Below are 23803 nucleotides of genomic sequence, written 5' to 3'. Positions count from 1 at the left end.
TATCACTCATACTATCCCTGATTGGGGCAATTCTCTATTCCAGCTTACTATGCACGTTACCCTCCTCCAGACTGATCTTAGTTGGCATAATTCTGTGGCTAACAGAGCGGCCCTGGAGGAACGTATCTTTTCACTGCCCGAACCTACCGATCTGATCGTTCTGCCCGAAATGTTTACAACCGGCTTTACGATGGATGCCTCGAACGTAGCAGAACCACCTAATCTTACTACGTTCCGCTGGCTGAAACAAATGGCCGCCCAAACCGGTGCCGTTGTAACAGGCAGCTACGTAGTGCATGAAGCGGGTAATTACTTTAATCGACTGATCTGGATGCAGCCCGATGGCCAGTTCGATAGTTACGATAAACGGCATCTATTCCGAATGGCCGGCGAAGATAAAGTCTATACATCAGGCCCCCGTCGAATCATTAAAGAATGGAAAGGCTGGCGTATTTGCCCGCTTATCTGCTACGATCTGCGCTTTCCGGTCTGGAGCCGTAATCGTCAAAACAACTCAACCGATTTTGCCTACGATTTGCTCCTCTACGTAGCAAACTGGCCAGCTGCCCGACGTACTGCCTGGAATACACTGCTACAGGCCCGTGCCATCGAAAATCTGAGCTACGTAGTGGGTGTCAATCGAGTTGGCGTCGATGACAACGGTAATACCTACACAGGCGATTCGGCGCTTATCGATTTTAAAGGCGACGTAGTATATCGTCATTCCGATACCGAAGCCATTTATCAACAGACGCTTTCCATTGATGCGCTACGTTCGTTCCGGGAAAAATTCCCAGCCAATCTGGATGCCGACGAATTTGCCCTCCATCTATAAAGCATCAATAGCCGAACGCTGTATCAGTTGATGTTCTCCGAAACGGGAGAACCTTTCTGAAAACAGGCCAGTAACTCACGGGCACTTGCCAACGTAGTGAACGACTTGCCAACCAATTGTTCATCGGCCACGCGTTCGTGCGCCCACGTAATCGAGTAAGGAATATGAATGGCCCGGCCACCGATATGTACAACCGGCAGAATATCCGATTTAAGTGAATTGCCGATCATAATAAAATCAGCCGGTGCTACGCCGTATCGATCAAGAATACGCTGATACGACTGCTCATTCTTCTCGCTCACAATCTCAACATGTTTGAAAAAATGGCCCAACCCGGAGCGGGCAATTTTACTTTCCTGATCGAACAGATCACCCTTAGTTAATACCATTAAGTCGAAATCCTTCGATAGTATTTCCAGCACTTCGTGAATGCCGTCGAATACGTCGATAGGAAAATCAATTAATTTCCTGCCCGTATCAATTATCTGCTGAATTTCGCGGCCTGTAATGGCCCCATCGGTTAACTCGATAGCCGTTTCAACCATCGACAGAATAAAACTTTTGGCTCCGTAACCATACATATGAAGATTTCGGATCTGTGCATCATAAAAGCGGTCGGTCAATACGTCCTGATCTACGTAGTGAGCTAGCAGTTCGCACAGTTTTTCTTTAACATTGACATAATTTGGCTCATTGACCCATAGCGTATCATCAGCGTCGAAAGCAATTAGTTTCATGGCTAGTTAAGGTTTTAGCGTAAAAAGTGATTCATTTTGGGGCGCATTGGCGAAAAACAAACAAGTCAATAGTCTGTTAGAAGCATACCACTGACGTTTTGATGCCATTGTCTACCGAATAACTAAATTACCAAACTTCTATAAAATTTGATTTGCGTCCGATTGGTGAAATAGCCAATTTGCCGATCGTTCCTAACGTCATTACTTCTATTCCCTTATGCAATTTACTGAGCAAGATCAGCAACAATTTCTGGCACAGGGCGTATCCACCGGTCAGATTGACGAACAGATAAACTATTTCGTACAGGGCTTCCCATACCTTAACGTAATCAAGGCCGCTACGATCGGCGACGGTATTATCAGAGTTGACGAGGACCAGTTAGCCGCCTATATCCATCGGTTTGACGAAGCAACTCACGAAAAAGACCTGGTCAAATTCGTACCGGCTTCGGGAGCAGCCACGCGCATGTTTAAATCACTTTTTGCGGCTCTTGATGGCAAATCCGATAAATCGACCGACGAGGTATTTGCCCGCATAACCGACTTCGCTTTCTACGAAGACCTGAAAGCGGCTATGGCGCAGGAAGGCCTGGATCTCGACAAAGCAGTAGCCGACAACGATCGCCAGACAGTTCTCCAGTTTTTATTGACCAACAAAGGCCTGGACTACGGCAGTTTGCCTAAAGGATTGCTGAAATTCCATCGCTACATTGATGGGCCCCGAACACCGGTAGAAGAACATTTGGTGGAGGGAGCCGCGTATGCCAATTCAGATGGCCTGGTTAAACTTCACTTTACGGTTTCGCCAGAACATCGGGAGCGCTTTGAAAAACTCATTGATGAGCAGAAAGCGGATTATGAAGCCTGGCTGGGTGTTACGTTCGACATTAGCTTTTCGGAGCAGAAAAAATCGACTGATACGATTTCCGTTAATATGGACAATTCGCCGTTTCGGAATGCCGATGGGTCGCTGTTATTCCGTCCGGCTGGGCACGGTGCCTTGATCGAAAATCTTAATGATATTGACGCCGATATTGTCTTTATCAAGAATATCGACAACGTAGTACCCGACGAGATCAAAGAACAAACCGTTACGTATAAGAAAGTACTGGCGGCTGTTTTGTTAGATGCCCAGCAGCAAATTGCCCGTCTGCAAACCCTACTCGCCACGGATGATGTTAGCGAAGGGTACCTGGCCGAAGCCGATGAACTGTTACGCCGAACGCTGTTTACGCTTCCTCCGGATGGGTTTGATACGCTATCGACAGACGAAAAGCTGGCGTATTTCCGCAAAAAATTAGATCGTCCGGTACGCGCATGCGGTATGGTAAAAAATGTAGGAGAGCCAGGTGGCGGACCATTCTGGGCAAAAAATCAGGATGGATCGGTGTCGTTGCAGGTGGTAGAATCGGCTCAGATTGATCTGGCTAATCCACAACAAAAATCTATTTTCGACGGTGCAACCCATTTCAACCCCGTCGATCTGGTCTGTGGCCTCAAAGATCGTGATGGCAAGAAGTATAATCTAACGGACTATCGCGATCCGCAAACAGGCTTCATCACGGCCAAATCAAAAGACGGGAAGGACCTAAAAGCTCAGGAACTACCTGGCCTATGGAATGGGGCTATGGCCGACTGGAATACTATGTTCGTAGAAGTACCGCTCATTACGTTCAACCCCGTTAAGACCGTCAATGACTTGCTACGTAAAGAGCACCAGCCCGGAAACTAGTCATACGTTTCTCAAATGCAAAAAGCCCGATAGACGTTATCGGGCTTTTTGCATTTGAGAAACGTAAAATCAGGCAGACATTCGATCGGTGGCTGGTTCGGCCAATTCTACAGAAGCGATTGCAATCTCTTTTGTATTAATCAGTTCTAGATTCTGAAAAGCCAACAAAGTCGTATTCTCATATACGCCCAGATTCGCGTCCCGAACTCGTTCCATAATTGGCCGAAGCGCGCACGTAACTTCATCATTGCAATCGTCGCATTTCACGTAGAAATTAAACGAGACGCACGGAGTAGGTGCTATTGGACCATCGATCACGCGCAAAACCTGCGCCAGATTAACTCGGCCTGGATCAACTCGTAACAGATAACCACCACCTTTCCCTTTCTGACTTTGTAAGATTCCATGATTCCGAAGTTCTAGTAAAATGGCCTCCAGAAACTTTTTAGGAATATTTTCTTTAGCTGAAATATAGGAAATCAGTACAGGCCCTTTTCCATACTCTTCAGTTAGAACCTTAAGTGCCTTAATGGCATATTTGGCTTTTTTGGAAATCATTTGCTACGGTGATTTAGGGTTTGACAACACGGATTATTAGGTGGAAATCACTTAAGTAAGCTAGATTATAGGGTCGTTATATCGAGTAAATATCGCCAGGCTGCTCTACACTCGTTATAAATAGTCGCCCTACATGGATACAAGGTATATCTACTGTCTTAAAGTTCAATAGATTTACTTGGGTGTTAGACGCGATTTTCTGACTTAGGTAACACGCAGACGATCTTTCTTGTGGATTCTATACATCCTATTTTAGCTCAACTCAACTTCTTGGGCTACATCAATTGATGCCACAAACGCGGTCAGTGACGTATAGTATGGGATCAGTTTCTGACGTTAATTAGCGCTCATTAAAAGAAAAAAGCCGGCGCAAAGCACCGGCCCTTTCATGCGACACCAATATGAAAATTGTTTTGAATCTTTTATTTGTCGTAATCTGTATTCTGAGGATCAAAGTTGGTCCAACCGGCTAGCCAGTTGTCAGTACCATTGAACGCTCCCCGGTATGGGGCAGACGTAAAGAAGCTGTCGCTCAGTTTACCACCCGTAGCCGCATTAGCGGCCACCAGCAATGGCGACGTAGCCTGTGGCTGGAAGTTAGGAGCTGTCAGATTAAAGTTATTGGCGTTCAACAACAACGTAGGCAAATCACTGGAAGCGATTACTGTGTTCTTTTTAGCAGTCGTGTTGAAGAATGCCGTTGCCTGATCGTTCGTGATTGAACCAGCACCACGTACGGCGGTCAGCGAATTAGCCACCGTAATACCTTGCAGATCCAGAGCACCCGTGTTAACGTTATTCAACGTACCTGTTGTTGTACCATCCAGGCGAAGACCTTCTGGCCAGCCAGCAAATACAGAGTTATAGATGCTGATAGCGGTGTTACGACGCAGGTGCATGGCAGACTGGAACGAACCGCTACCACCCGTGCCCGACGTAGACGCTGTACTTGGTGTTCCAGAGAACGCAAAGCTACTTACGTTAGCAAAAATTGGTTGTGTAAGCGGCAAACCATTATTGGCCGACAATGGCGTTCCTGCCGCATTTTCACCGTTAGCGAAGTTATCTGACTCGAAACTGTTCGAAGCCGACTGGTCAGCTACTTGTGGATCACGTAGCGATAGAGCAAACTGCACCCGGCCCGTGAAACCCCAGTCAGTATCGAAATCATCGTCGAAGCCACGGTGCGCTACCAGATATTTAGCATTTACCGTACCGCCGAACCATTCGTATGAATCGTCACCGCTATAAGACACCTGCACGTGATCGATGGTTGTTCCACGGCCTACACCGTAGAGCGTCAGACCGTTAATTTCACTATTGGCTGATGACGTAAGCGCAATACCACCGAATTCAATACGTACATATTTCAGAATCCCGGAGTTATCGTTCTCGTCCGTAAAGGTGCCCAATTGACCACGGATACCACCCTCTGGCTGCTGGCTACCTGGACGGTTGTGAGGAGCCTTACCAATCAACACTACGCCACCCCAGTCGCCATACGTACGCTGACCCGGTGCTTTGCTGGACGTGAATACAATAGGCTTATCTGCTGTACCTTGTGCGATCAGTTTAGCGCCCTGCTCTACAATTAACGTACCTCCTCTATTTTGTCCTTCAGGGTCCTGATCTCTTGTAGCCCCTTTGATAATGGTACCAGGCTCAATTGTTAACGTAGCATTATTCGATACGTACACGAAACCACGTAATACATAGACCGTACCAGCCGACCAGGTTGTGTTGGCAGAAACCGATCCAACCACCGTAACAACCGGTTTAGCTGCCAGGCTGAACGCTGGTCCTGTGGCCGTTGCACCATTAGCCGAAACTGAAACAGGCGATCCGGCATTGGCAGGTACAATAACAGTTAGTTGGGTAGATGTAGCAGCTACAACCGATGCTGAAACCGTACCGAAAACAACCGTATTGCTGCTTGGTGTTGTATTAAAATTTGTACCCGTAATCGTAACCGTTGAGTTTACCGGAGCCGAGGTTGGGCTAATGCTCGTAATGCTCAGGACCGGAGCAGGCTGTTCGTCGTTCTTACAGGAAGACATCATTGCGAAGATACCTCCTACGAGAAGAACCAGATAGTGCCAGCGTTTTAATTGATTCATAAGGAATTGGATTGAGTTAAACAATTGACTAGAAGCGCATTAAGGAATTACCGTACGTCGGCCAAATGTATACACAGCTGTCAGCGTAACGTATTGTCCGCGTTTGAAGCGCCGGATGGTCTGATCGGCTGTTGCGTTTTGCGATGTTAAGTCTTTGCCAATACGTCCGTCGCCGTTGAAATCCTGCGCATAACGTACGGCCTGATTAAGAACATCCTGAATACCTAGCCGTACGTCGAGTTGCTTATTGAAGGTTTTACTGATATTGAGGTCAATGACGCTACGTGGCAGCTCGTAAATGGTTGGGTTGTTACGTGTACCCACGGCGAAAATCCGGGGGCCGTAAATGTTATAGAGTACGTTCCATTGCAAACCCGTCTTCTCTTCTGCGTAATAGACTCCGGCGTTGATCAGGTAGGGCGACTGGTTAGCCAATGGGCGCTCGCTATCGGTCAGGTTGGTCAGATCGATGTTTTGTACGGTTCCGCTAAGATCTGGGGCACGTACTGTCTGGCCAAGGCTAATCCGGCTATGAATTACTGACGCATTACCAACAAGCTGGATATTTTGCAGGAATCGGCTCGCTGAGTTCTGGAAGCCTTTTCTTAGTTCCAGTTCTACACCGTAGTTCTGAGCGCTTTCGGCATTGATGAATGAGTACGAGAATCCATTACCTGTTGGCAACAGGAACGTTTCAATCGGGCTCTGGAATCGCTTATAGAAACCCGTAACCGAAATCAGTTCGTTAGGCGTTGGGTAAAACTCCCATTTTGCATCGGCATTATGGATCGTTGCCGTTTTCAGCTCTGGATTACCGCGAACAACAGCCAGCAGGTTGAAATCGAAGTAGCTAAACGGCGCTAACTCACGTAATTCTGCCCGGTTAACCGTTGCCGAATAAGCCAGACGCAGATTCTGACGATCATTGAGTTTATAGGTAAAGTTCAGCGACGGTAGTGGGCTGAAGATGGGGTTGTCGACCAGCTTGCGCTCAACTCCACCAATCGTTACCCGTAAATCCTGAAGGTTGTATTCACCCCGGAAACCCAACGTCAGGTTTGCTTTTGGCCCAATGTTTACGTCGCCACTGGCGTAAGCGGCACCATACGTATTGTAACCTCTGTACGAATCCAGATCGGTTGTACCATCCAGCAGCGATAAGCCACCAGGCTGACCCGTTACGTATTCGGGGGCAAAAATGCTGTTGATATCCCGGACCGTTACAGCTGATGCGTTACCAATGGTATTGTATCCGTAAAAACGGGCTGAGTAGTCACGATTACGGCGTTCGCCGTAGATACCGGCACGGATCCGGTTGGGCTCCCGATCGGTTGGGTTGCCAAACGTATGTTCGTAGTTACCGATAACAGAGTATACGTCCTCGTTCAGCTTTGAATAGAAACGTCCAACATCAATTGGGTTTGGCGCGGCTGGCGTAACCAACCGATAGGGTTCAGGCTGTCCGTCGGAACCCATTGACCCCGAAGGGCGGATATAACGAGCCCGTTTCCAGTCTGGCTCCCAGCGACCCGAATAGCCATAGCTGGCGATCCAGTTAAATTTGCTCAGCTCACTCAGCGAATGCTCACCTGCAAGCTGCGTTGTGGCGATGGTCCGGTTTTCGAAGCGTTCGGAGTAGCTACGAATATCGACATTACCATCATCGATGTTACGTCCGTTACGTACAACGGTTTCGGTTGAACTCAATTGGTTCACCAGCGTTTTCCATTCCAGTGTAAATGTTGGTGAGAATCGGAAAGTCCAGTTATGCAGCAGACCTAGTCTCGAACTTCGGGCAAAATTCGTGTCTTTATATTGTTGCGAAATCGTGTTCGCTACGGCGCCGTTATCATATATATTGAAGTCGACGTTCGTAAGCTGATTCGTGAGGCTATAGTTGATACTGGTCAGGTTACTGATCCGAACGTTACCGGCATCAAAACGACGACCCACGTTGAAGGCAAAACGAACATCCGGAGCAGCTGTGGAGCTAGTCAATCCCCAGGAATTCGGCAATAACCGGGCATAGGCAGCACGCTGAGCAGCATTCAGATTATTGAAATCGCCGGAACGAGCGGGGAAACTGCTGGGAATTTGCTGATCGGCTCCCCACAACCCTAATACGTTGAGGCCACTACGTGTGTGCGTCTGAACGTTCTGGAACGTAGTGTTTGCGCGGTAACCAAGCGTAAAACCAACGTCAGTAAAATTCTGATCGGGCCGACGTTTCGTATAAATTTTAATAGCGCCACCCGCAAAATCGCCGGGAAGTTCTGCCGATCCGGATTTGTAGATGATCATCCGGTCGAGAATGTTACTCGGTACAATGTCGAACGAGAACGAACGTGATTCTACTTCGGTCGATGGCGTAACGACATCGTTAATCAGAACCGAGTTATAACGGGTTCCTAAACCGCGAATCAGAACAAACCGATTGTCGACGATACTAACGCCCGGCACCCGCCGTATGGCAGCAGCGGCATCGCGATCCTGCGATTTCTGGATCTGCATGGCCGAGATTCCGACCGCAATCGGCTTCATCTGCTTGATCTCGGTAATGACCGCTACTTCGGTGTTCGTTGCGCGATTGGCCCGAACCACAACCTCCTGAAGTGATTTTCCTTCTTCGTCGAGTTCGGTTTCGATGGCGGTTGTGTTACCCGACTCAACACGAACATTCGGAATCTCTTTCGTTTGATACGAAATGTAGGAGATAATAACTTTTTGGGTTCCGGCCGGTACGTTGGCTAGTACAAAGTTGCCTTCGATGTCGGTTGTTGCCCCCAGTTGCGTGCCATCGATACGTACCGTACAGCCAATAAGTGCTTCTTTTGTTTTACTGTCCTTGACGATTCCTCGGACAGTACCGGTTTGTGCCAGAACGGCAGTGGAGAAGAGAGATAAAAGAATGAGTAATACGTTTCGGTTCATATTGGTAATTTGGAGTCGCTTTTCGCGTCGCAAAACTACCTGCCCAATATTACGCCAACGTTATGCCAATGTTACGCTTGAATTACATTTACCCCTAAACCTAATCCCCTAAAAGACAGAATCTTAACTATTACGTAACACGAATAACAATATTCTGCCAATGCCATACAATAGTTTCTTACTGCCCTGCTTATTATCTTTTTAGCTCCTGATTATTCGGCTATGCCATTGCTACGTTTCTCCGTCATGTTCGCCTTCTGAATACAGAAACCATTCACGAAGGCGTATATAATTTGTTCGTTCTGTTTTAACAGGAAGGTCGGAATCTGATCGATCAGAAGCGGCTTCGCGGGAAAATCACCTTCGTACAGAACATGAACGGGCAGATCCAGGAAGTCCGTTTGGGGCTTTTCCTGACTTCTGAACACCAGCGTACCTTCACGCTGCAGGCTCAACAGATCAATCGCTGTCAGATCGTCAACGGATTTCAAGCTTGCCTGATACTCACCAGCTGGCTCAAGCGTTAAGCCTGTCGCATCGATTTCGTCCAGACCGCAGAACGTAGATAAGTCGCCGATCTCATCGATTGTACTTTTATAGCGAAAATCCGTTGCCTCATCAACATTCACTTCATTGTGGTTGATGCCAATATCAACCATTACGGGGTGCCCATTGTGCCAAACCGTTGCGTTACGTATCAGTACATCGAAAAGCAGACGACCATTTTCGGGGATGGTTTGATACTGGCTTGTATCTTCCTGCTGGTATGAATGCTCCGCTATGGCCAGCAAAGTCGTTAGAATAGCGACAAAGTTTAACCGGCGAATGGCCATTTTTTCGGGGTCACCTTTGTAGCCTCCCGATTCGACCAAAATCAGCGTTGTTCCCCACTTCTGAATATTATCGCCAAACGCACGCGGCTCAAACTCATCGTCGAAACGTCCAATCTGACCAGGTATGAACTGGCTCAACACGCGATTCATGCCAACAATGAGCTTCATTGATCGCTCGCGTACCTCATTCACGTTACGTTCCTCATCATAGGCGGTAGCCAGAAACGACATAACAGCCTGTTTACCCGTTTTACCCACGCTGTAGCGCGGATTCTGATCGTGGAGATTGAAACCAACGAGAGGACGTAACGTTTGCTGTAACGATTTCAACAAAGCTCCTTCGGGTGTTTGCAGCCGTAGCGCATCGCGATTCATATCGATGTCCGTTGCCGTTCGGCGCTGGAACCGTTCTGCCCCATCGGGATTAAGCATTGGCACAAAATACAATGACGTATTAGTCAGAATCGTTTGTCGCAACTCATCGAATCCATCATTGCTGGCTTTCAGGAAGTTGAAAATATCGAACAGAGCCATCGTTGCCGTGGCTTCATCACCATGCATTTGTGACCATAGCAATACGCTGTCCGGCCCGTTTCCCGCTTTAACCTGATAGATCGATCGTTTCTCTAACGACTCTCCTATCTGACTGACTGTAAATGGCTGCTGACTGCGCAAAGCATCCAGCAAAGGCACGATGTCTTTATGTTTAAACCGACGATGCGTAAAGGTTTTTTCCTGATACGTAGCATGGGCGTCGTATAATCGACGAGCTATATCCTGAGACAAAAAAGCGGTTGAGGTCATGTACAGATTGATAGTCAGCCACTGGCACAACTGATTACCGTGCGCGTTTGCTGGCTTTCGGCAAAATTATATTTTTTGTCCTACATACAGCCCGCTAAATGAGGCAATCAGGCAGATTGTTACGTTCAGAATAATAGTTAGCAAGGCTACCCATAAGCGACCATTCTGGATCAAGATAGCGGTATCGTAGCTGAAACTCGAAAACGTGCTGAGCCCTCCGCAAAAGCCAACCCCTACCAGTAAGCGTACGTCTTCGCCAGCAATACGGGTCAATGCCCAGCCCGAAACGATGCCAAGAAGCCCACTAGCCAGGCTGTTGATAAGTAGGATCGATGTTGGAAATGAAATTCCGGCCAGCGTTGCGGGAATGAATCGACCTGCCAGGTAACGTAGTAAACTTCCAATGCCACCTCCCACAAAAACTAATACATAAGGCTGTGTCAGCAATGCTCTCATACGGACAAACTTACGAAAAACGATGATTGTGCGTGGCAGTCATAGCTTTGACAAAGTTCAAAACTTTGTCAAAGCTGGTATTACATAAACCGGGGCTAATCGAAGGCAGTGCGTATAAAAATCAATGCGTAGGATTACGATCCTACGCATTGATTTTTATACGCACTGCCTCGCTTGTTGCGGTATAGAGACTTCTATTTTTGTTGCCAGTATTAACGACCTCTCGAAATAATGATCGACGCAGCGCGGTCGTTCCAGGAAACGGTCCGTAGATCGTTCGCACTAGTGGTAAATGTATACGAATTGCCGGTGAAGTTATCCGTATCATAAACCTGCACTTTATATCCTACCGGTATATTGATTGACGACACCTGACGGGCCAGATTGCGAAGCGCCGAACCCCGGTAACGGCCTTCTGACAAAGCCAGCGAACCTCCTCCATAATTAATATCGGCATACAGAAGCACCTCTCTGCCATTACTGCCCGGACGCTGGTTGCGGTTGCGGCCCCGGTCATTTGAAAAATCAGGACGCTTGGTACTCGTTTCCCGAGTAATACGTAGCGAGCGGATGGGCGTACTTATCCGAGTTACATTACCTACGTAACGCGTAGACTGCCCTCGGAAATTTTCCTGCGCATAAGCCTCAACAACATAACCACTGGGCACCTGAATTGAATTAATGAGCCAGTTTACGGAACGAGAGTCTCCTTCACCCTGGCGCTTCTGGTCTCCCCGGTAATTATCGCGGGAAAAAAAACGAACTTCTGTATCGTTCTGATTCAAACGATTACGGGTCATTTGCTGAGCAAACCCAGCAACACTGCAAAGGAGGAAAGCAGCAATAAACGTAGCCTTTACGGCTTTCATGATAAACATAGTATAGTGTAATTAAGAAATTCAGCACTCTCGTTCACGAACCCGTATAAAATGCTCACGTTTCAGAACAGCGCTTAACCAAACAAATTGTACTTTTCTAACAAACAAACTACAAACTCTCACTAACTGTTAAAACGGATATTAGCTTCTCTCGATAACCGGTTGATTTTCTGGTGCCATTTGCAGTCTATTTTTCAAAATTTACCTTTTTGTTAATGACCATTTAAATAGCCTGTTAACGATATCCAGAAAACTATTATTACCTACGAAAAAGACAATACTATAAATTTTATAGTATTCGCTTATCAGCAATACATGCATAACTGACCGCCCGATAAGCCTGCTCAACAGAGCTGAATAACAGATTTAGCTGATAGTGTCATCGCTAACAGATAAGTGATGTGCTAATGATTACTCCGTTTCTGATAGATACGTATCTACGGCCAGATATGTGGCAGAAGCGCGTATAAGCCGTTTTTTTGTTATCATTGTAGGATAACCCACTCCTGCTTCTCCGCCTTCCTATGGCTCAGAACCAACTTAAAAAATTATTAGGTGTCGGTTTCGGCATTGCTGTAACCATTGGCGGAACTGTCGGAACCGGTATACTACGTAAGCCGGGACCCATTGCCCAGGAAATTGGCGATCCAACGCTGATTATTATTGTCTGGCTGGTGGTTGGTCTTTACGCCCTGGCCGGTTCCTTGTCCGTTATGGAATTGGGTACTATGCTTCCGCAGGCAGGGGCCTGGTACGTATACGCCCGCCGTGCGTTTGGGAACTATGCAGGTTTTGTGATCGGCATCAGCAGTTGGCTGGGTAGTGTATCGGCCATGGCTTTTGGAGCGGCTGTCATGAGTGAATACACAACCTTACTGATTCCCTCGCTGTCGGCTTATCAGAAATGGATTGCCATTAGTATCCTGATAGCTTTCGTTGCCTTTCACTCGGTTGGAGTTCGATTAGCCAGTCGCGCCCAGGAGATTATGAGCGTTCTAAAAGCCGTCGCCCTTATTGCCTTTGTAATTGTTTGTTTTGTTGTTACGCCCGACAAACCCGTCGTCGTTTCGGCCGAAACAATTCGGCCCGTAGCCGAAGGAGGCCTTTGGCTTGGTATTCTGGCAGCGCTGCAATCTGTTTTTTATACGTACGACGGCTGGCATACGGCCGCCTACTTTACCGAAGAAGACGTTGACCCCAGTCGTAACCTGCCCCGATCCATGATTATTGGCGTACTGCTAATCATTGGTATTTATATACTGGTTAATCTGGCTCTGCTATACGTATTACCGCTACCAACGCTGGCCAGTTCCAAACTACCAGCGGCCGACGCGGTGCAGCTTTTGTTCGGACCCGGCAGTGCGCAGGTCGTTACGTTCCTGCTGATGATTTCGATTATGGGGATCATCAACGCCCAGATTATGTTCAATCCACGCGTTATTTTTGCGATGGGTCGCGATGGGTTATTTTTCCCGTTTGTCAATCAGGTCAACGAAGGTGGCACACCCATTAACGCTACAATTTTGACGGCCTCAACCTCCATTATCCTGATCCTGACCAATACGTATAACAAGCTGTCGGATATTGCAACGTTTTTCTTCGTGCTGTGCTACGCAGCCAGCTTTGCGGCTCTGATCCGGCTACGACAGACCGAGCCCGATTTGCTTCGCCCGGTACGGGCCTGGGGTTATCCCTTCTCCACCTGGGTTTTGCTGATAGCCTCACTTGCTTTTCTGATCGGTGTCGTGATAGGCGATTTTTCCAGCAGCTTATATGCTATTGGTTTCATTGCGGTCAGCTATCCTATTTATCGGCTCATCAAGCAAAAAAATACCCTTGGCTAAGACCGGGGGTACGTTCTAAAAACGTTCGTGAACTAGTTTCAGAAAATCAGCCGTGCGCTTACGCATCTCGCTTACAGACTGGGTGAAGTTGTTATTCATCACGCTAAAATAGAGCACCTTACCGCGTTTGGTCTGTATATAACCACTTAGATTATACACCCCAGTCATTGAACCTGATTTAGCGAAGATATAAGGATTATTGGTTGTCGACAGTGTACGTAGCGTTCCAGACTGGCCAGCGGCCGGTAATAAGGCAAACAATCGTTGTTGTGAGACTCTGCTCGCAATTTTCGTCAATAAATTAACCAGTACGTTGGGTGTAAACAGATTGTAGCGAGATAGTCCAGAACCGTCAACCCACCTGGCCGAACCGGCTGAAAAATGCAGGCTATCAGTGATACGCTTTAATTCGGACACAGGATCAAGCTTACCAGTGCTTCGTTCGGCCGATGCCATAAACAGAACCTGCTCGGCAAATTGATTGTCGCTCACCTGAAGCATTCGCTTGTATAAGGAATCGGTTGGCGTACTACGTACTAACCGGGCATCTGGTGGCATAGTCATAGACACTACATTAATAGGCCGCCGAAGTGTATCGGCTAACAGTTGAGCGGCCAATTCAGGCGACCAGCGAAAGGGAACATCCTGCCGTAAGGGGCGATCAGTGACAGTACGTACGAGCTGATTAGTAAACTCTGACCGACGCAGCCCTTTGGGCGATGAAGAACTGGTTATAACCCGGATACTATCGATAAATCGGCGCGGGCTAACCTGCTCGTTTCTGTACCTAATCACGTTCCCAAAAATTGGCAATGCGGCTAGTTCCGGCATATAGTCGTCATTGTAATCGTCCCACGCCCAGCCGGGACCAAATCGGGGTCCGTCATAGTTAGTCGCCGAAAAAAAGATTCTTTCAGGACGATTCCGCAGAAAGGTTAACAGTGTTGTGTCTGGCAAGTCGGGATGTAGTAACAACGGATTTCCGACGCCCCAGACAATTAACGAATCGCCATTCGCTACGTCGCGCCGAATCGTATACCGAAACGCTGGCAGCGAATCACGTAGTGACAGCAAGCCCGCATAGAAGCTAACTAATTTGGTATTCGATGCGGGGGTAAATGGCTTATCGGCGTTATGCTGAATCAAGCTTCGTTGCTGCATCGGATCATAAAGGGCTACACCCATAAAATGATCCGTATACAGTGGATTTGTGCGCAGATCGCGGCTAAGTCGCCGGGATGGCGAGCAACTGATCTGGCAGGCAATAACTAGTGATAGTAGAGCTAATCGCGATAAAATAGGCATCGGTTTATGGTGTTCGATAAACGATTGATACTACGTTCTATTTACCGAACACCGTAAACCTACAAACTATCGGGCAATTACGATCTTTTGCGTGAGCGTAGTTTCGCCCGCTTTTAGCTGTAGAAAATACAAGCCTGTTGGCAGCTGACTTAAATCAAGCTGCTCATTTACCTTTCTTCCGCCCACTTTCAACGTTACGTATCGAAGCCGTTGTCCGGTAGGGCCGCTGATGGCCAGTTCTGCTTCAGCGACTGACTTGACCAGGTCTGCTTCAACACGTACCAAACCACTGGTGGCTGGGTTTGGATATACCGAAAGTGTTCCAGCAGCAATGGGCTCGTTGCCGAGTACTGGCGGTGGTGGGGGAACCTGAATTTGTAGATTATCGATAGACCAACCCCAGCCATGCGCCAACTGATCCGAGAATAATCGGAACCGCACTAATACGTTATCGTCGGGCTTAAAATTACCGTTACTGACCAGCGACAGCTCACGCCGTTTGGCTAAGTTAGGCAATCCTACCGTAGTTGAGTTTTTTTCGCCAGCCGCAGTACCTGCCACGAGATTAGTATTGTAGGCCACCAGCCAATCGGGGTAGCTATTCGAATCATACCCGTCGGCAAAAGGTTGCCAGGTTCGGCCATTATCTTTCGAACCTTCTACCACTACGTAGTCAAAGAAATTATTGTCGCCATACTTACTCTGCACATCACCCGGCTCTACCAGAACAACTTCATCGAAGCGAATTTTAGCACTGTCAGGATTCGCCTTGATTGTAATAGGCGACAGCAGTACGTATTGGGCATTACTTTCATACTTGAAGTTGTTTCCGTTCTGATAGGGGTGTTCTGACTGAATGGCCGGGCTGCTAAAACCCGTTGGTGTTCCTATTGAGAACCGATAGCCCACAAAATCATTGGCCGACGTAGCATCCGCGAATGTGTTGGTGTACCGCTCAATTGGCGCTTTGGGAGCCACAACCGTCAAGTCATAAAAACCCGTTGCCGGGCTGACAGCCTGATTTTTCGCATTCGACGAATCGCGCGCAACAATCCGATAGCTGATTTTATCGCCAGCTTTCAATACGTTCGCCGGGAAAACAATTCGGTTATGATAGAGGCTATCGTAGGTTGCGCCATCCGGGCCACGCCGTGTAAGCCGAAGCGGTAAACCAGGCTGAGCAACTCCATTAATCTGGTAGTCAACGTAGGCCGTATCGATATTCGAGCGAACTCCGGCAATGCTTCGATCGTCCGAAATCCGGGCATACACGGGAATACTATCCGTTACGGCAAAAATGAAACTGTTGTCAGGACTAAACACAATGGTCGGGGGCGTTCTGTCAGGGCCAAACTGAACCCGATGCAGTAGTTGAGCGCCAGCCATCGATTTTCCGGGGTTGGTAAACGTTCGGCCCGACGCATCCTGTGCCTGTATGTAATACCAAAGATCGCCCTGAGCCGTAGCAGCAGCCATAGTATAACTGTAAGCAGTTGTGCTTCTGGCTACCAGCGGTAACGGTATTTCCGTAAATCGATTATCTGTTGCCGTTGGCGCCGTTTTACGATAAAGCAACTTCACCGAGCCGGGCACGAGTGTTGTATCGCTGATGACACGGGCGTTAAAAACGACATCTTTTGTTTCTTCGCTACTCGCCAGTGCATCGTATAATACAGAGGTAGTTTTCCACTCCATATCGGCAAAAAAGTTCATCACCAAGGGGCCGGGAGAATGGATAGCTTCAGCCGATCCAAACTGAGGAGACATGAGCGAGTTAGGGTTGCCAGGTGGATAAGTGCCTTCGTCAACGTGATAAACACTTGAGCCTCTGTCAAACGTTGCTGGTGCATACAACTTTATTTTCTGGGCTGTTTTCTGCTGCAGAATCGGCCCATTCAGAAACAGATTGTTGCGGGTTAACTGCTGATAAAGTTCCGACGAGCCATCGGCAAACAGACTCGTTGAGCTTACCAGGTTCTGGTTCTGGCCATTTTCAACAAAATGGTCGTAGACCGATGGTAGACCAGCAGCGTATTGCCCTACCGTTCCGCTGGTATTGAAGTACCCAATAAAGCCGAGGCCATGGGCAATTTCGTGCAACACAACCGATACCAGGTCATACTGTCCGGCTGGCGTTTTACCGTCGAGTCCGTAATACCAATTATTATTTCGGTTAAAATCAGCCCGTATATCTGGCTGACCCGGTACGTTCAATTCGCGACGGGCTATTTTTTCGGCGAGTGCAATCGGGTAAATACCGTGTCCTTTCTGCGCTCCATCGGAACCAAAACGGATTTCGGCAGGCCCCGCAGAACCCAAAACCCCACGATCCTGAGTGGTCCAGGAAGCCAGGATATTGATAGGAACCGGAGAGCTTATAAGATTGGCCCATATATCAACCGCGTACTGAAAAGCGGCCTGGGCCTCAGGCGTAAAGTTAGTATACGTAACGGTAAAGGTGGCCGTAGCCGCTGTCCGCAAATTAGGATTCCGACGGGCCTGTAAAAAGGCTTGAGGAGGGGCTATATTTGTAAAGGCATTACGATCATTGCTGTAACAGATCGTTTTAGGGACTGGCAAATCGGCTCTGACTTTCCGAACAAACTGTTCATAGGCCGATGAAGGTGTTTTTTGTGCGGTAACAGCCGTACTAATCAGCACTAAACCAGCAACGAAACCCCGCGCTGATACTTGCCATATATGCATATAAAAGTAGAATTATAAATCGATACGTTCGTTTTCGTTTATTATAGCACTAGAGTGTCTGCTCTTTTTAAAGGCACCAATGTCATTTACCGGCAAGCTTTTCTAGAATCTCTGCGATAAACCCAGCTCCTTAAACGGACTCCTGATCGACACCTGTTCCTCTATGACGGGCAGATTATCATTTATTTATACGGCTTTTAGTAGGATTTCATTGTAGCCCCGGTTCAATTTAGTCGGCCTTTTTAGCCAAAGTACCCAGAGAAGCGCAAGAAACAAAGCCTCACTTCGGTATCCAGTGTTTTACTTATTCTGTACCAACAACTCGCTTCATCGCCAATGAAACCGAATTAAGGCCGTAAATTTGCGGCTGTTTGGCGATTCTGGCTTATATCGTCAACTACCCGATTACGTGACTATCCGACAAATTTTACAGCAATTCTGGGGTTACAACAGCTTCCGGCCTATGCAGGAAGATGTTGTCAATGCTGTACTGGATCGGCAGGATACACTTGTTCTGATGCCAACCGGTGGTGGCAAATCCCTTTGTTTTCAGGTTCCAGCGCTGGCCATGAAAGGGGTTTGTATTGTGGTTACTCCGCTGATAGCACTGATGAAAGATCAGGTGGAGCAACTCCGGAAACGGGGAATTCCGGCAGCCGCCATTTATTCCGGAATGCATTACCGGGAGATCGATTCTACCCTCGATAACTGCATTTATGGTAATACTAAATTCCTCTACGTATCGCCCGAACGACTACGTACCGAAATCCTGATTGAACGGGCTAAACAGATGACGGTTTGCTTGCTGGCCGTCGACGAAGCCCACTGTATTTCGGCCTGGGGATATGACTTTCGACCTCCTTACCTGCAAATTGCTGAATTCAGGGAGCTTATTCCCGATACACCCATTATTGCGCTGACTGCCTCAGCGACTCCCGAAGTTCAGACCGACATTCAGGAGAAGCTGGTATTACGTAACCCCCAGGTTTTTCGGCAAACATTTGCCCGGCCAAACCTCTCCTATTCTGCCGTTCTGGAAGAAAATAAGGAAGCGCGGCTGCTACGTGTTCTGCAGAACGTGCCGGGTTGCGGTATCGTATACGTTCGTAGTCGCAAGCAAACGCAATACGTAGCACAGTGGCTTTCCCGGCAGGGCATTTCAGCCGATTTCTACCATGCTGGTTTAACAACTCAACAACGTACCCAAAAGCAGGATGACTGGATTCAGGACCGCGTCCGTGTTATGGTAGCGACGAATGCCTTTGGAATGGGCATCGACAAACCCGATGTGCGAGTGGTGGTACACCTCGACGTACCCGACTCGCTCGAAGCGTATTATCAGGAAGCAGGCCGGGGTGGCCGCGACGGGCAAAAAGCGTATGCGGTTATGCTCTACACCAATAGCGATCTGGAAAATTTACGGTTCCGTACCGAGCAACTTTATCAGCCAGTCGAAATGCTACGTCGTGTATATCAGGCAGTGGCGAACTATACGGCCGTACCGGTTGGTGGAGGATTGTATAACAGCTACGACTTTGATTTGGCTACGTTCACCAGTACGTTTAATTTGCCTCCGCAGGAAACGCATTACGCCCTGAAACAATTACAGCTGGAAGGCCTGATCGAATTAAGCGAGAACTATTTTCACCCATCCCGCCTGTTAATGGTGCTTGATAATCGTCAGCTGTATGAATTTCAGGTCATGAATCCCCGGTTCGATCCGTTTCTGAAGTTAGTTCTGCGGATGTATGGTGGTGAAGCTTTTACTGATTTTGTAACTATTTCAGAATCAGCGCTGGCCCGCGCTTTTTTAGTCAATCAGACTGAAATTGTCAGCTTGCTGGAGCAATTGCATCAACGTAACGTTGTTGTCTACGAGAAACAGAAAGACAAACCTCAGCTGACTTATCTGACCCCCCGGCTCGATGCGCCAACACTTCCTATTAATGTTCAGGAACTGACAAGGCGAAAAGAACTGGCGCTTCGGAAAGTTCAGGCTGCTATTATTTATACTGAACATCCGACTCAATGCCGAACCCGTTTGCTCCAGTCCTATTTCGGAGAAAAGCCAGGCGAAGCCTGCGGCATCTGTGATAACTGCATCAAAAACAGAAAGAAGCACGACACCGTCTCATCGGCCATGCGGGATCAGGTGCGCGAATACGTTGCGCTCGCCAATGGCCCCGGCGTGTCGCCTAAACAACTGGCTCATTATTTTTCGCAAACTGATTCCGATACGTTGGCGCAAACGATCAAACAGATGCTGGCCGAAGAAGAAATTCGGTACACCAAAAACGGTAACCTTACTTTAAATCAATAAGCTAGTTCCTGAAACAAATAACGTTCAGGCTTACCAAACCTCCCCATTTCTTCCCGTTTAACCCTAAACGTGCTGTTTATCCCATAACGAATCAATACGTCCCATTGACCTGGATATAGTGTCCTAGACCTGGTAGGTTTGTCGTGTTCAACAACCGCAATTAATAAAAGCTAAACACGATGAAAACACTGGCAACACTTACCGTTCTACTAATTCTTATGCACACATCCCTGGTTCAGGCGGCCAATAAACCTACCCCGGCCGACTCGGCAACGCATAAGCTGACCGTAGTTATAGGGCAGATAATGAAGCGATCCGGCAAACTATACATTGGCTTAGCGAACAACGAATCTAGTTTTAAAGACGAATCAATAAAGAGCCAATCTATTGATGTGCCAGCCAGCGGAGAAATCAGCGTAACCTTCGATGGACTTGCACCTGGCCGTTATGCCGTACGGGTTTTTCAGGACCTCAATAACAACCAGAAGATGGACTTTTCCGGACAAATGCCAGACGAACCGTTTGGCTTTTCGAACGTAACGATGTTAATGGGGCCACCTAATTTCGATCAATCTTCATTTGAGCTCAACGAGTCGAAAACAATTTCGATTCGTATGATGGAGATGTAGTCTTAAACGAACAGGTCGGATAAGCATTTCTGCTCCCGACCTGTTCGTTTACCTGTTGCGTTTTGGTAGTGAATTAGTGTTTGCTGATTTGTTAGGGGTACATTGAATTGATGATACTGATGTCTGTTCCCGAGAGTCCGTTCCGTTGCCCGGTAAAGGTCGAACCATCTTTTCTGGTAATGGTTGGCAACCCATTGGCCGAGAAATCATACGAGCCATAGAGCATAACCGAGTTAAAGTCTAAGCCGCCCTGATAATCAAAGCCATCCATGTTCTGCTGCGTATACGTATAAAAATTGCTCTCGTAACCCGACAGTACATTGCCCATGTTTACAGTAACGTAGGTATCCCGATCTGCCCGAGTATGCTCATGCCACAAACCCAGCGTATGGCCTATCTCGTGTATGGTATTGCCGGTGGAGCAGCCACTAGCCAAATTTACATACTGCAGGCCCCCAGAATAGCCCACATTGGCCGAGCAACCACTTCCTGTCCGAAAAAGAACATAGCCCCGTTGCGTTGTTCGCGGTACAAACTGAATGTTGGTGTTGGCTTCCCAATGCGTAATAGCGTCCATAACACGCGATGGATTTGGCAGAGAAGGGTCTATAACGTAGTAAACGGTTTTGTTCGGCCAGCGCGAACTAGCCTTTGACCGCCCCGTTCCCTGTGTTTTGATACCACTACCTTCTTCCAGATCCTGCGGCAATAAAAGCATATCGCTATCGAAAACAGCCTCGCCACCGATCTGTTGGTACTGAATCTTCTGCCCGAAAAAATAAGCCGTTTTCACTTCCCCACGCTGATTGGGGAACGCTTCTTCAGCACGGCTGGCCTTTGCTGAAGGGGCAACCGATTGACCCTCTTTATCTAGCTGCTCAGACGAACAGGATACCAGGCTGAGGGCACAAATGCCCACCGCAAATGTAAAGATTAGCTTTTCCATAAGTCTATTTGAGTAAAAAGTGGGAACTTAAAAATCCCCCAAAACGCATCGTAATAATAGATCCACCCTCTCAATTGTTAGAATTCTCATATTTAAATTTTTTAAATGGCAACTATTATTTACCCATTAAAAAAAACATATACTTATTTTATAATATGTGTCATTTTACATCTATGATGCGCATGATTACATAGTACGCTCCGTAAAGCAATAGCATAGTCAAATTTGATTTTATAGACTTCTCGCCCCTTTTTAGTCGTCACCAAACTATACGTAGTAGGTTATACGTCTTACTTTTTATGAGAAAAAGCCTTATCCCACTTGTCCATATCAAAACAATCGTTTTATCTTTGCGTCCAGCCTTCGGGGTGTAGCGCAGCCTGGTAGCGCGCTACGTTCGGGACGTAGAGGTCGTGGGTTCGAATCCCGCCACCCCGACACGGAATTTGACTTTGATAAAGTGTTCAGAATGTAACGGCTAAGACCGTCTACCCCTGACATACATATATAGAAACAATGAATCGTTCGGTAAATAACATGATTTGGTGGTGGCACTCTTCTCATTGGGGATGAGGGTTGCCGCTATTGTTGTTCACCAGCAAATTTTATAAAGGCTCACCGTCATCCCGGTGAGCCTTCTTTTTTGTCTTACAATTAACTCCGATTATGCCAACCCTCACAGCTCAAACCACGTACCGCGTCACAACCCGTTATAAACGGATGCTGGCCGACATCATCACCCCCGTTAGTATTTATTTACGGATTCGGGATCGCTTTCTGAATAGCATCCTTTTGGAAAGCTCTGACTATCATGGCAATGACAATAGCTTTTCATACATCGCCTTCGATCCCGTTGCCCGGTTCTCCTACGATAAAGGGAGACTGACGGTCCAGATGCCGGGGAGGGAGGAGCAGACTCGGGAGTTATCAGAAAATAGGGAAATGGTTGATGCACTCCAGCAATTTAAAGACAGTTTCCAGCACGAAAAGCTCCCTTTTCCTTTCATTACCAATGGCTTATTCGGTTATTTTGGCTATCCGGCGGTTCAAAGCTTTGAAGACATAACTCTTCAGGCACCTGTACCTACCGAGAATCAGATTCCGGCAGCGGTCTTTACCGTTTATCGTTACGTGTTAGCTATCAATCATTTCAAAGACGAACTCTATCTCTTTGAACACAGCTATTTGAGTAACGTCGATTCGGAGTCAGCCAACGAGGATACTGAAAATCGTCTCGACTACATCAGCGATCTGATTACCGGGCGTAATTATCCTACCTACTCGTTCAGTACCGCTGGCCCTGAGCAATCCAACTTTACCGACGACGAGTTCAGAGGGGTTATTCAGAAAGGGAAAGATCACTGCCAGCGGGGCGATGTCTTTCAGATTGTCTTGTCCCGTCGTTTTTCCACGCCGTTCATTGGCGATGAATTTAATGTTTACCGCGCCTTGCGGTCGCTCAATCCATCACCTTACTTATTTTATTTCGATTACGGTAACTACAGACTGTTCGGCTCTTCGCCTGAATCTCAAATTGTTGTCAAAAATCGTCAGGCAACCATTTACCCTATTGCTGGAACCTTCCGGCGCACGGGCGACGATCTTCACGACGCCGAACTGGCCCAAAAATTATACGACGATCCGAAAGAATCGGCCGAACACGTCATGCTCGTCGATCTGGCCCGTAATGACTTAAGCCGTAACTGCGACGTAGTGAAAGTAGAAACTTTCAAAGAAGTTCAGTACTACTCCCACGTCATTCACTTGGTCTCAAAAGTAGTGGGTGATCTTACGCCTGACGCCGATCCGCTACAGATTGTGGCCGAAACCTTCCCCGCCGGTACGTTATCCGGTGCGCCAAAGCATATGGCCATGCAACTGATTGATCGCTACGAAAATCTGAGCCGAAGTTTCTATGCCGGTAGCATTGGTTATATGGGTTTCGATGGCGAATTCAACCATTGCATTATGATCCGCACGTTTATGAGTAAAGACAACACGCTTTACTACCAGGCCGGAGCGGGTGTTGTTGCTAAATCGGTCGTAGAAAGCGAACTGCAGGAAGTGCATAACAAACTGGCCGCCCTCCGAATGGCTATCGAACAGGCAAAAACAATTTAAACACTACAGAAGGTAGCCTGCAACACGTAGCATCGTCTTCTCTTCACGTTA

At 47.6% G+C, this 23803-nt stretch carries 16 protein-coding genes and 1 tRNA gene; 7 read left to right on the top strand and 10 right to left on the bottom strand.

Annotated features, from left to right (window positions below):
• Positions 1 to 49 precede the first annotated feature (49 nt).
• Positions 50 to 835 (top strand): amidohydrolase, encoded by a 786-nt coding sequence (locus tag GK108_RS00340; protein WP_163941091.1) that lies wholly within the window; start codon positions 50 to 52, stop codon positions 833 to 835.
• 23 nt (positions 836 to 858) lie between these two features.
• On the opposite strand, the gene GK108_RS00335 is transcribed toward GK108_RS00340, so the two are convergent.
• Positions 859 to 1572, bottom strand: a complete 714-nt coding sequence (locus GK108_RS00335) for an HAD family hydrolase (RefSeq protein ID WP_163941088.1) — start codon at positions 1570 to 1572, stop codon at positions 859 to 861.
• A 217-nt stretch (positions 1573 to 1789) separates the two neighbouring features.
• Between GK108_RS00335 and GK108_RS00330 the strand changes: the two genes are divergently transcribed.
• Positions 1790 to 3304 (top strand): DUF4301 family protein, encoded by a 1515-nt coding sequence (locus GK108_RS00330; RefSeq protein WP_163941085.1) that lies wholly within the window; start codon positions 1790 to 1792, stop codon positions 3302 to 3304.
• 69 nt (positions 3305 to 3373) lie between these two features.
• On the opposite strand, the gene GK108_RS00325 is transcribed toward GK108_RS00330, so the two are convergent.
• The 6 genes from GK108_RS00325 to GK108_RS00300 all read right to left on the bottom strand — a co-directional run bounded on the left by GK108_RS00325 (position 3374) and on the right by GK108_RS00300 (position 11872).
• A complete protein-coding gene (locus tag GK108_RS00325) occupies positions 3374 to 3862 on the bottom strand; it encodes an RrF2 family transcriptional regulator (protein ID WP_163941078.1) in 489 nt (162 codons plus the stop codon).
• Between the two features lie 422 nt (positions 3863 to 4284).
• A complete protein-coding gene (locus tag GK108_RS00320) occupies positions 4285 to 5979 on the bottom strand; it encodes an IPT/TIG domain-containing protein (protein WP_163941075.1) in 1695 nt (564 codons plus the stop codon).
• 39 nt (positions 5980 to 6018) lie between these two features.
• Positions 6019 to 8910, bottom strand: a complete 2892-nt coding sequence (locus GK108_RS00315) for a TonB-dependent receptor (RefSeq protein ID WP_163941072.1) — start codon at positions 8908 to 8910, stop codon at positions 6019 to 6021.
• Positions 8911 to 9122: 212 nt separating this feature from the next.
• Positions 9123 to 10547, bottom strand: coding sequence for a M14 family zinc carboxypeptidase (locus GK108_RS00310; protein ID WP_163941070.1), 1425 nt, complete (start codon positions 10545 to 10547; stop codon positions 9123 to 9125).
• Positions 10548 to 10613: 66 nt separating this feature from the next.
• Positions 10614 to 11003 (bottom strand): fluoride efflux transporter CrcB, encoded by a 390-nt coding sequence (gene crcB / locus GK108_RS00305; RefSeq protein ID WP_163941067.1) that lies wholly within the window; start codon positions 11001 to 11003, stop codon positions 10614 to 10616.
• A 212-nt stretch (positions 11004 to 11215) separates the two neighbouring features.
• Positions 11216 to 11872, bottom strand: coding sequence for a beta/gamma crystallin family protein (locus GK108_RS00300; RefSeq protein WP_163941064.1), 657 nt, complete (start codon positions 11870 to 11872; stop codon positions 11216 to 11218).
• Positions 11873 to 12405: 533 nt separating this feature from the next.
• On the opposite strand from GK108_RS00300, the gene GK108_RS00295 reads away from it, so the two are divergent.
• On the top strand, positions 12406 to 13725 hold the full coding sequence (locus GK108_RS00295; RefSeq protein WP_163941061.1) for an APC family permease: 1320 nt from the start codon (positions 12406 to 12408) through the stop codon (positions 13723 to 13725).
• A 15-nt stretch (positions 13726 to 13740) separates the two neighbouring features.
• Here GK108_RS00295 and GK108_RS00290 read toward each other — a convergent pair whose 3' ends face one another.
• Together GK108_RS00290 and GK108_RS00285 are read right to left on the bottom strand one after the other, a co-directional pair.
• Complete coding sequence (locus tag GK108_RS00290; protein ID WP_163941058.1) at positions 13741 to 15030, bottom strand: D-alanyl-D-alanine carboxypeptidase/D-alanyl-D-alanine-endopeptidase; 1290 nt, start codon at positions 15028 to 15030, stop codon at positions 13741 to 13743.
• 66 nt (positions 15031 to 15096) lie between these two features.
• Positions 15097 to 17736: a T9SS type A sorting domain-containing protein gene (locus GK108_RS00285; RefSeq protein ID WP_163941055.1), complete on the bottom strand. Its 2640-nt coding sequence runs from the start codon at positions 17734 to 17736 to the stop codon at positions 15097 to 15099.
• A gap of 409 nt (positions 17737 to 18145) precedes the next feature.
• On the opposite strand from GK108_RS00285, the gene GK108_RS00280 reads away from it, so the two are divergent.
• Positions 18146 to 20056 (top strand): RecQ family ATP-dependent DNA helicase, encoded by a 1911-nt coding sequence (locus tag GK108_RS00280; RefSeq protein WP_163941051.1) that lies wholly within the window; start codon positions 18146 to 18148, stop codon positions 20054 to 20056.
• 179 nt (positions 20057 to 20235) lie between these two features.
• The gene (locus tag GK108_RS00275) at positions 20236 to 20685 is read left to right on the top strand and encodes a DUF2141 domain-containing protein (RefSeq protein ID WP_163941048.1); all 450 of its coding nucleotides are present in this window, start codon (positions 20236 to 20238) and stop codon (positions 20683 to 20685) included.
• Positions 20686 to 20776: 91 nt separating this feature from the next.
• On the opposite strand, the gene GK108_RS00270 is transcribed toward GK108_RS00275, so the two are convergent.
• Positions 20777 to 21631, bottom strand: a complete 855-nt coding sequence (locus GK108_RS00270; protein WP_163941045.1) for a M12 family metallopeptidase — start codon at positions 21629 to 21631, stop codon at positions 20777 to 20779.
• Between the two features lie 364 nt (positions 21632 to 21995).
• Between GK108_RS00270 and GK108_RS00265 the strand changes: the two genes are divergently transcribed.
• Positions 21996 to 22069: transfer RNA gene (locus GK108_RS00265), tRNA-Pro, on the top strand.
• A 228-nt stretch (positions 22070 to 22297) separates the two neighbouring features.
• Positions 22298 to 23752, top strand: coding sequence for an anthranilate synthase component I family protein (locus GK108_RS00260; RefSeq protein ID WP_163941042.1), 1455 nt, complete (start codon positions 22298 to 22300; stop codon positions 23750 to 23752).
• The last annotated feature ends 51 nt before the right edge of the window (positions 23753 to 23803 follow it).

This window comes from Spirosoma terrae, from assembly GCF_010435915.1.
In the GTDB taxonomy this organism is placed as follows: Bacteria; Bacteroidota; Bacteroidia; order Cytophagales; family Spirosomataceae; genus Spirosoma; species Spirosoma terrae.
The sequence above is the reverse complement of the archived record's forward strand: the minus strand, read 5'-3'. Positions and strand labels throughout refer to the sequence as shown.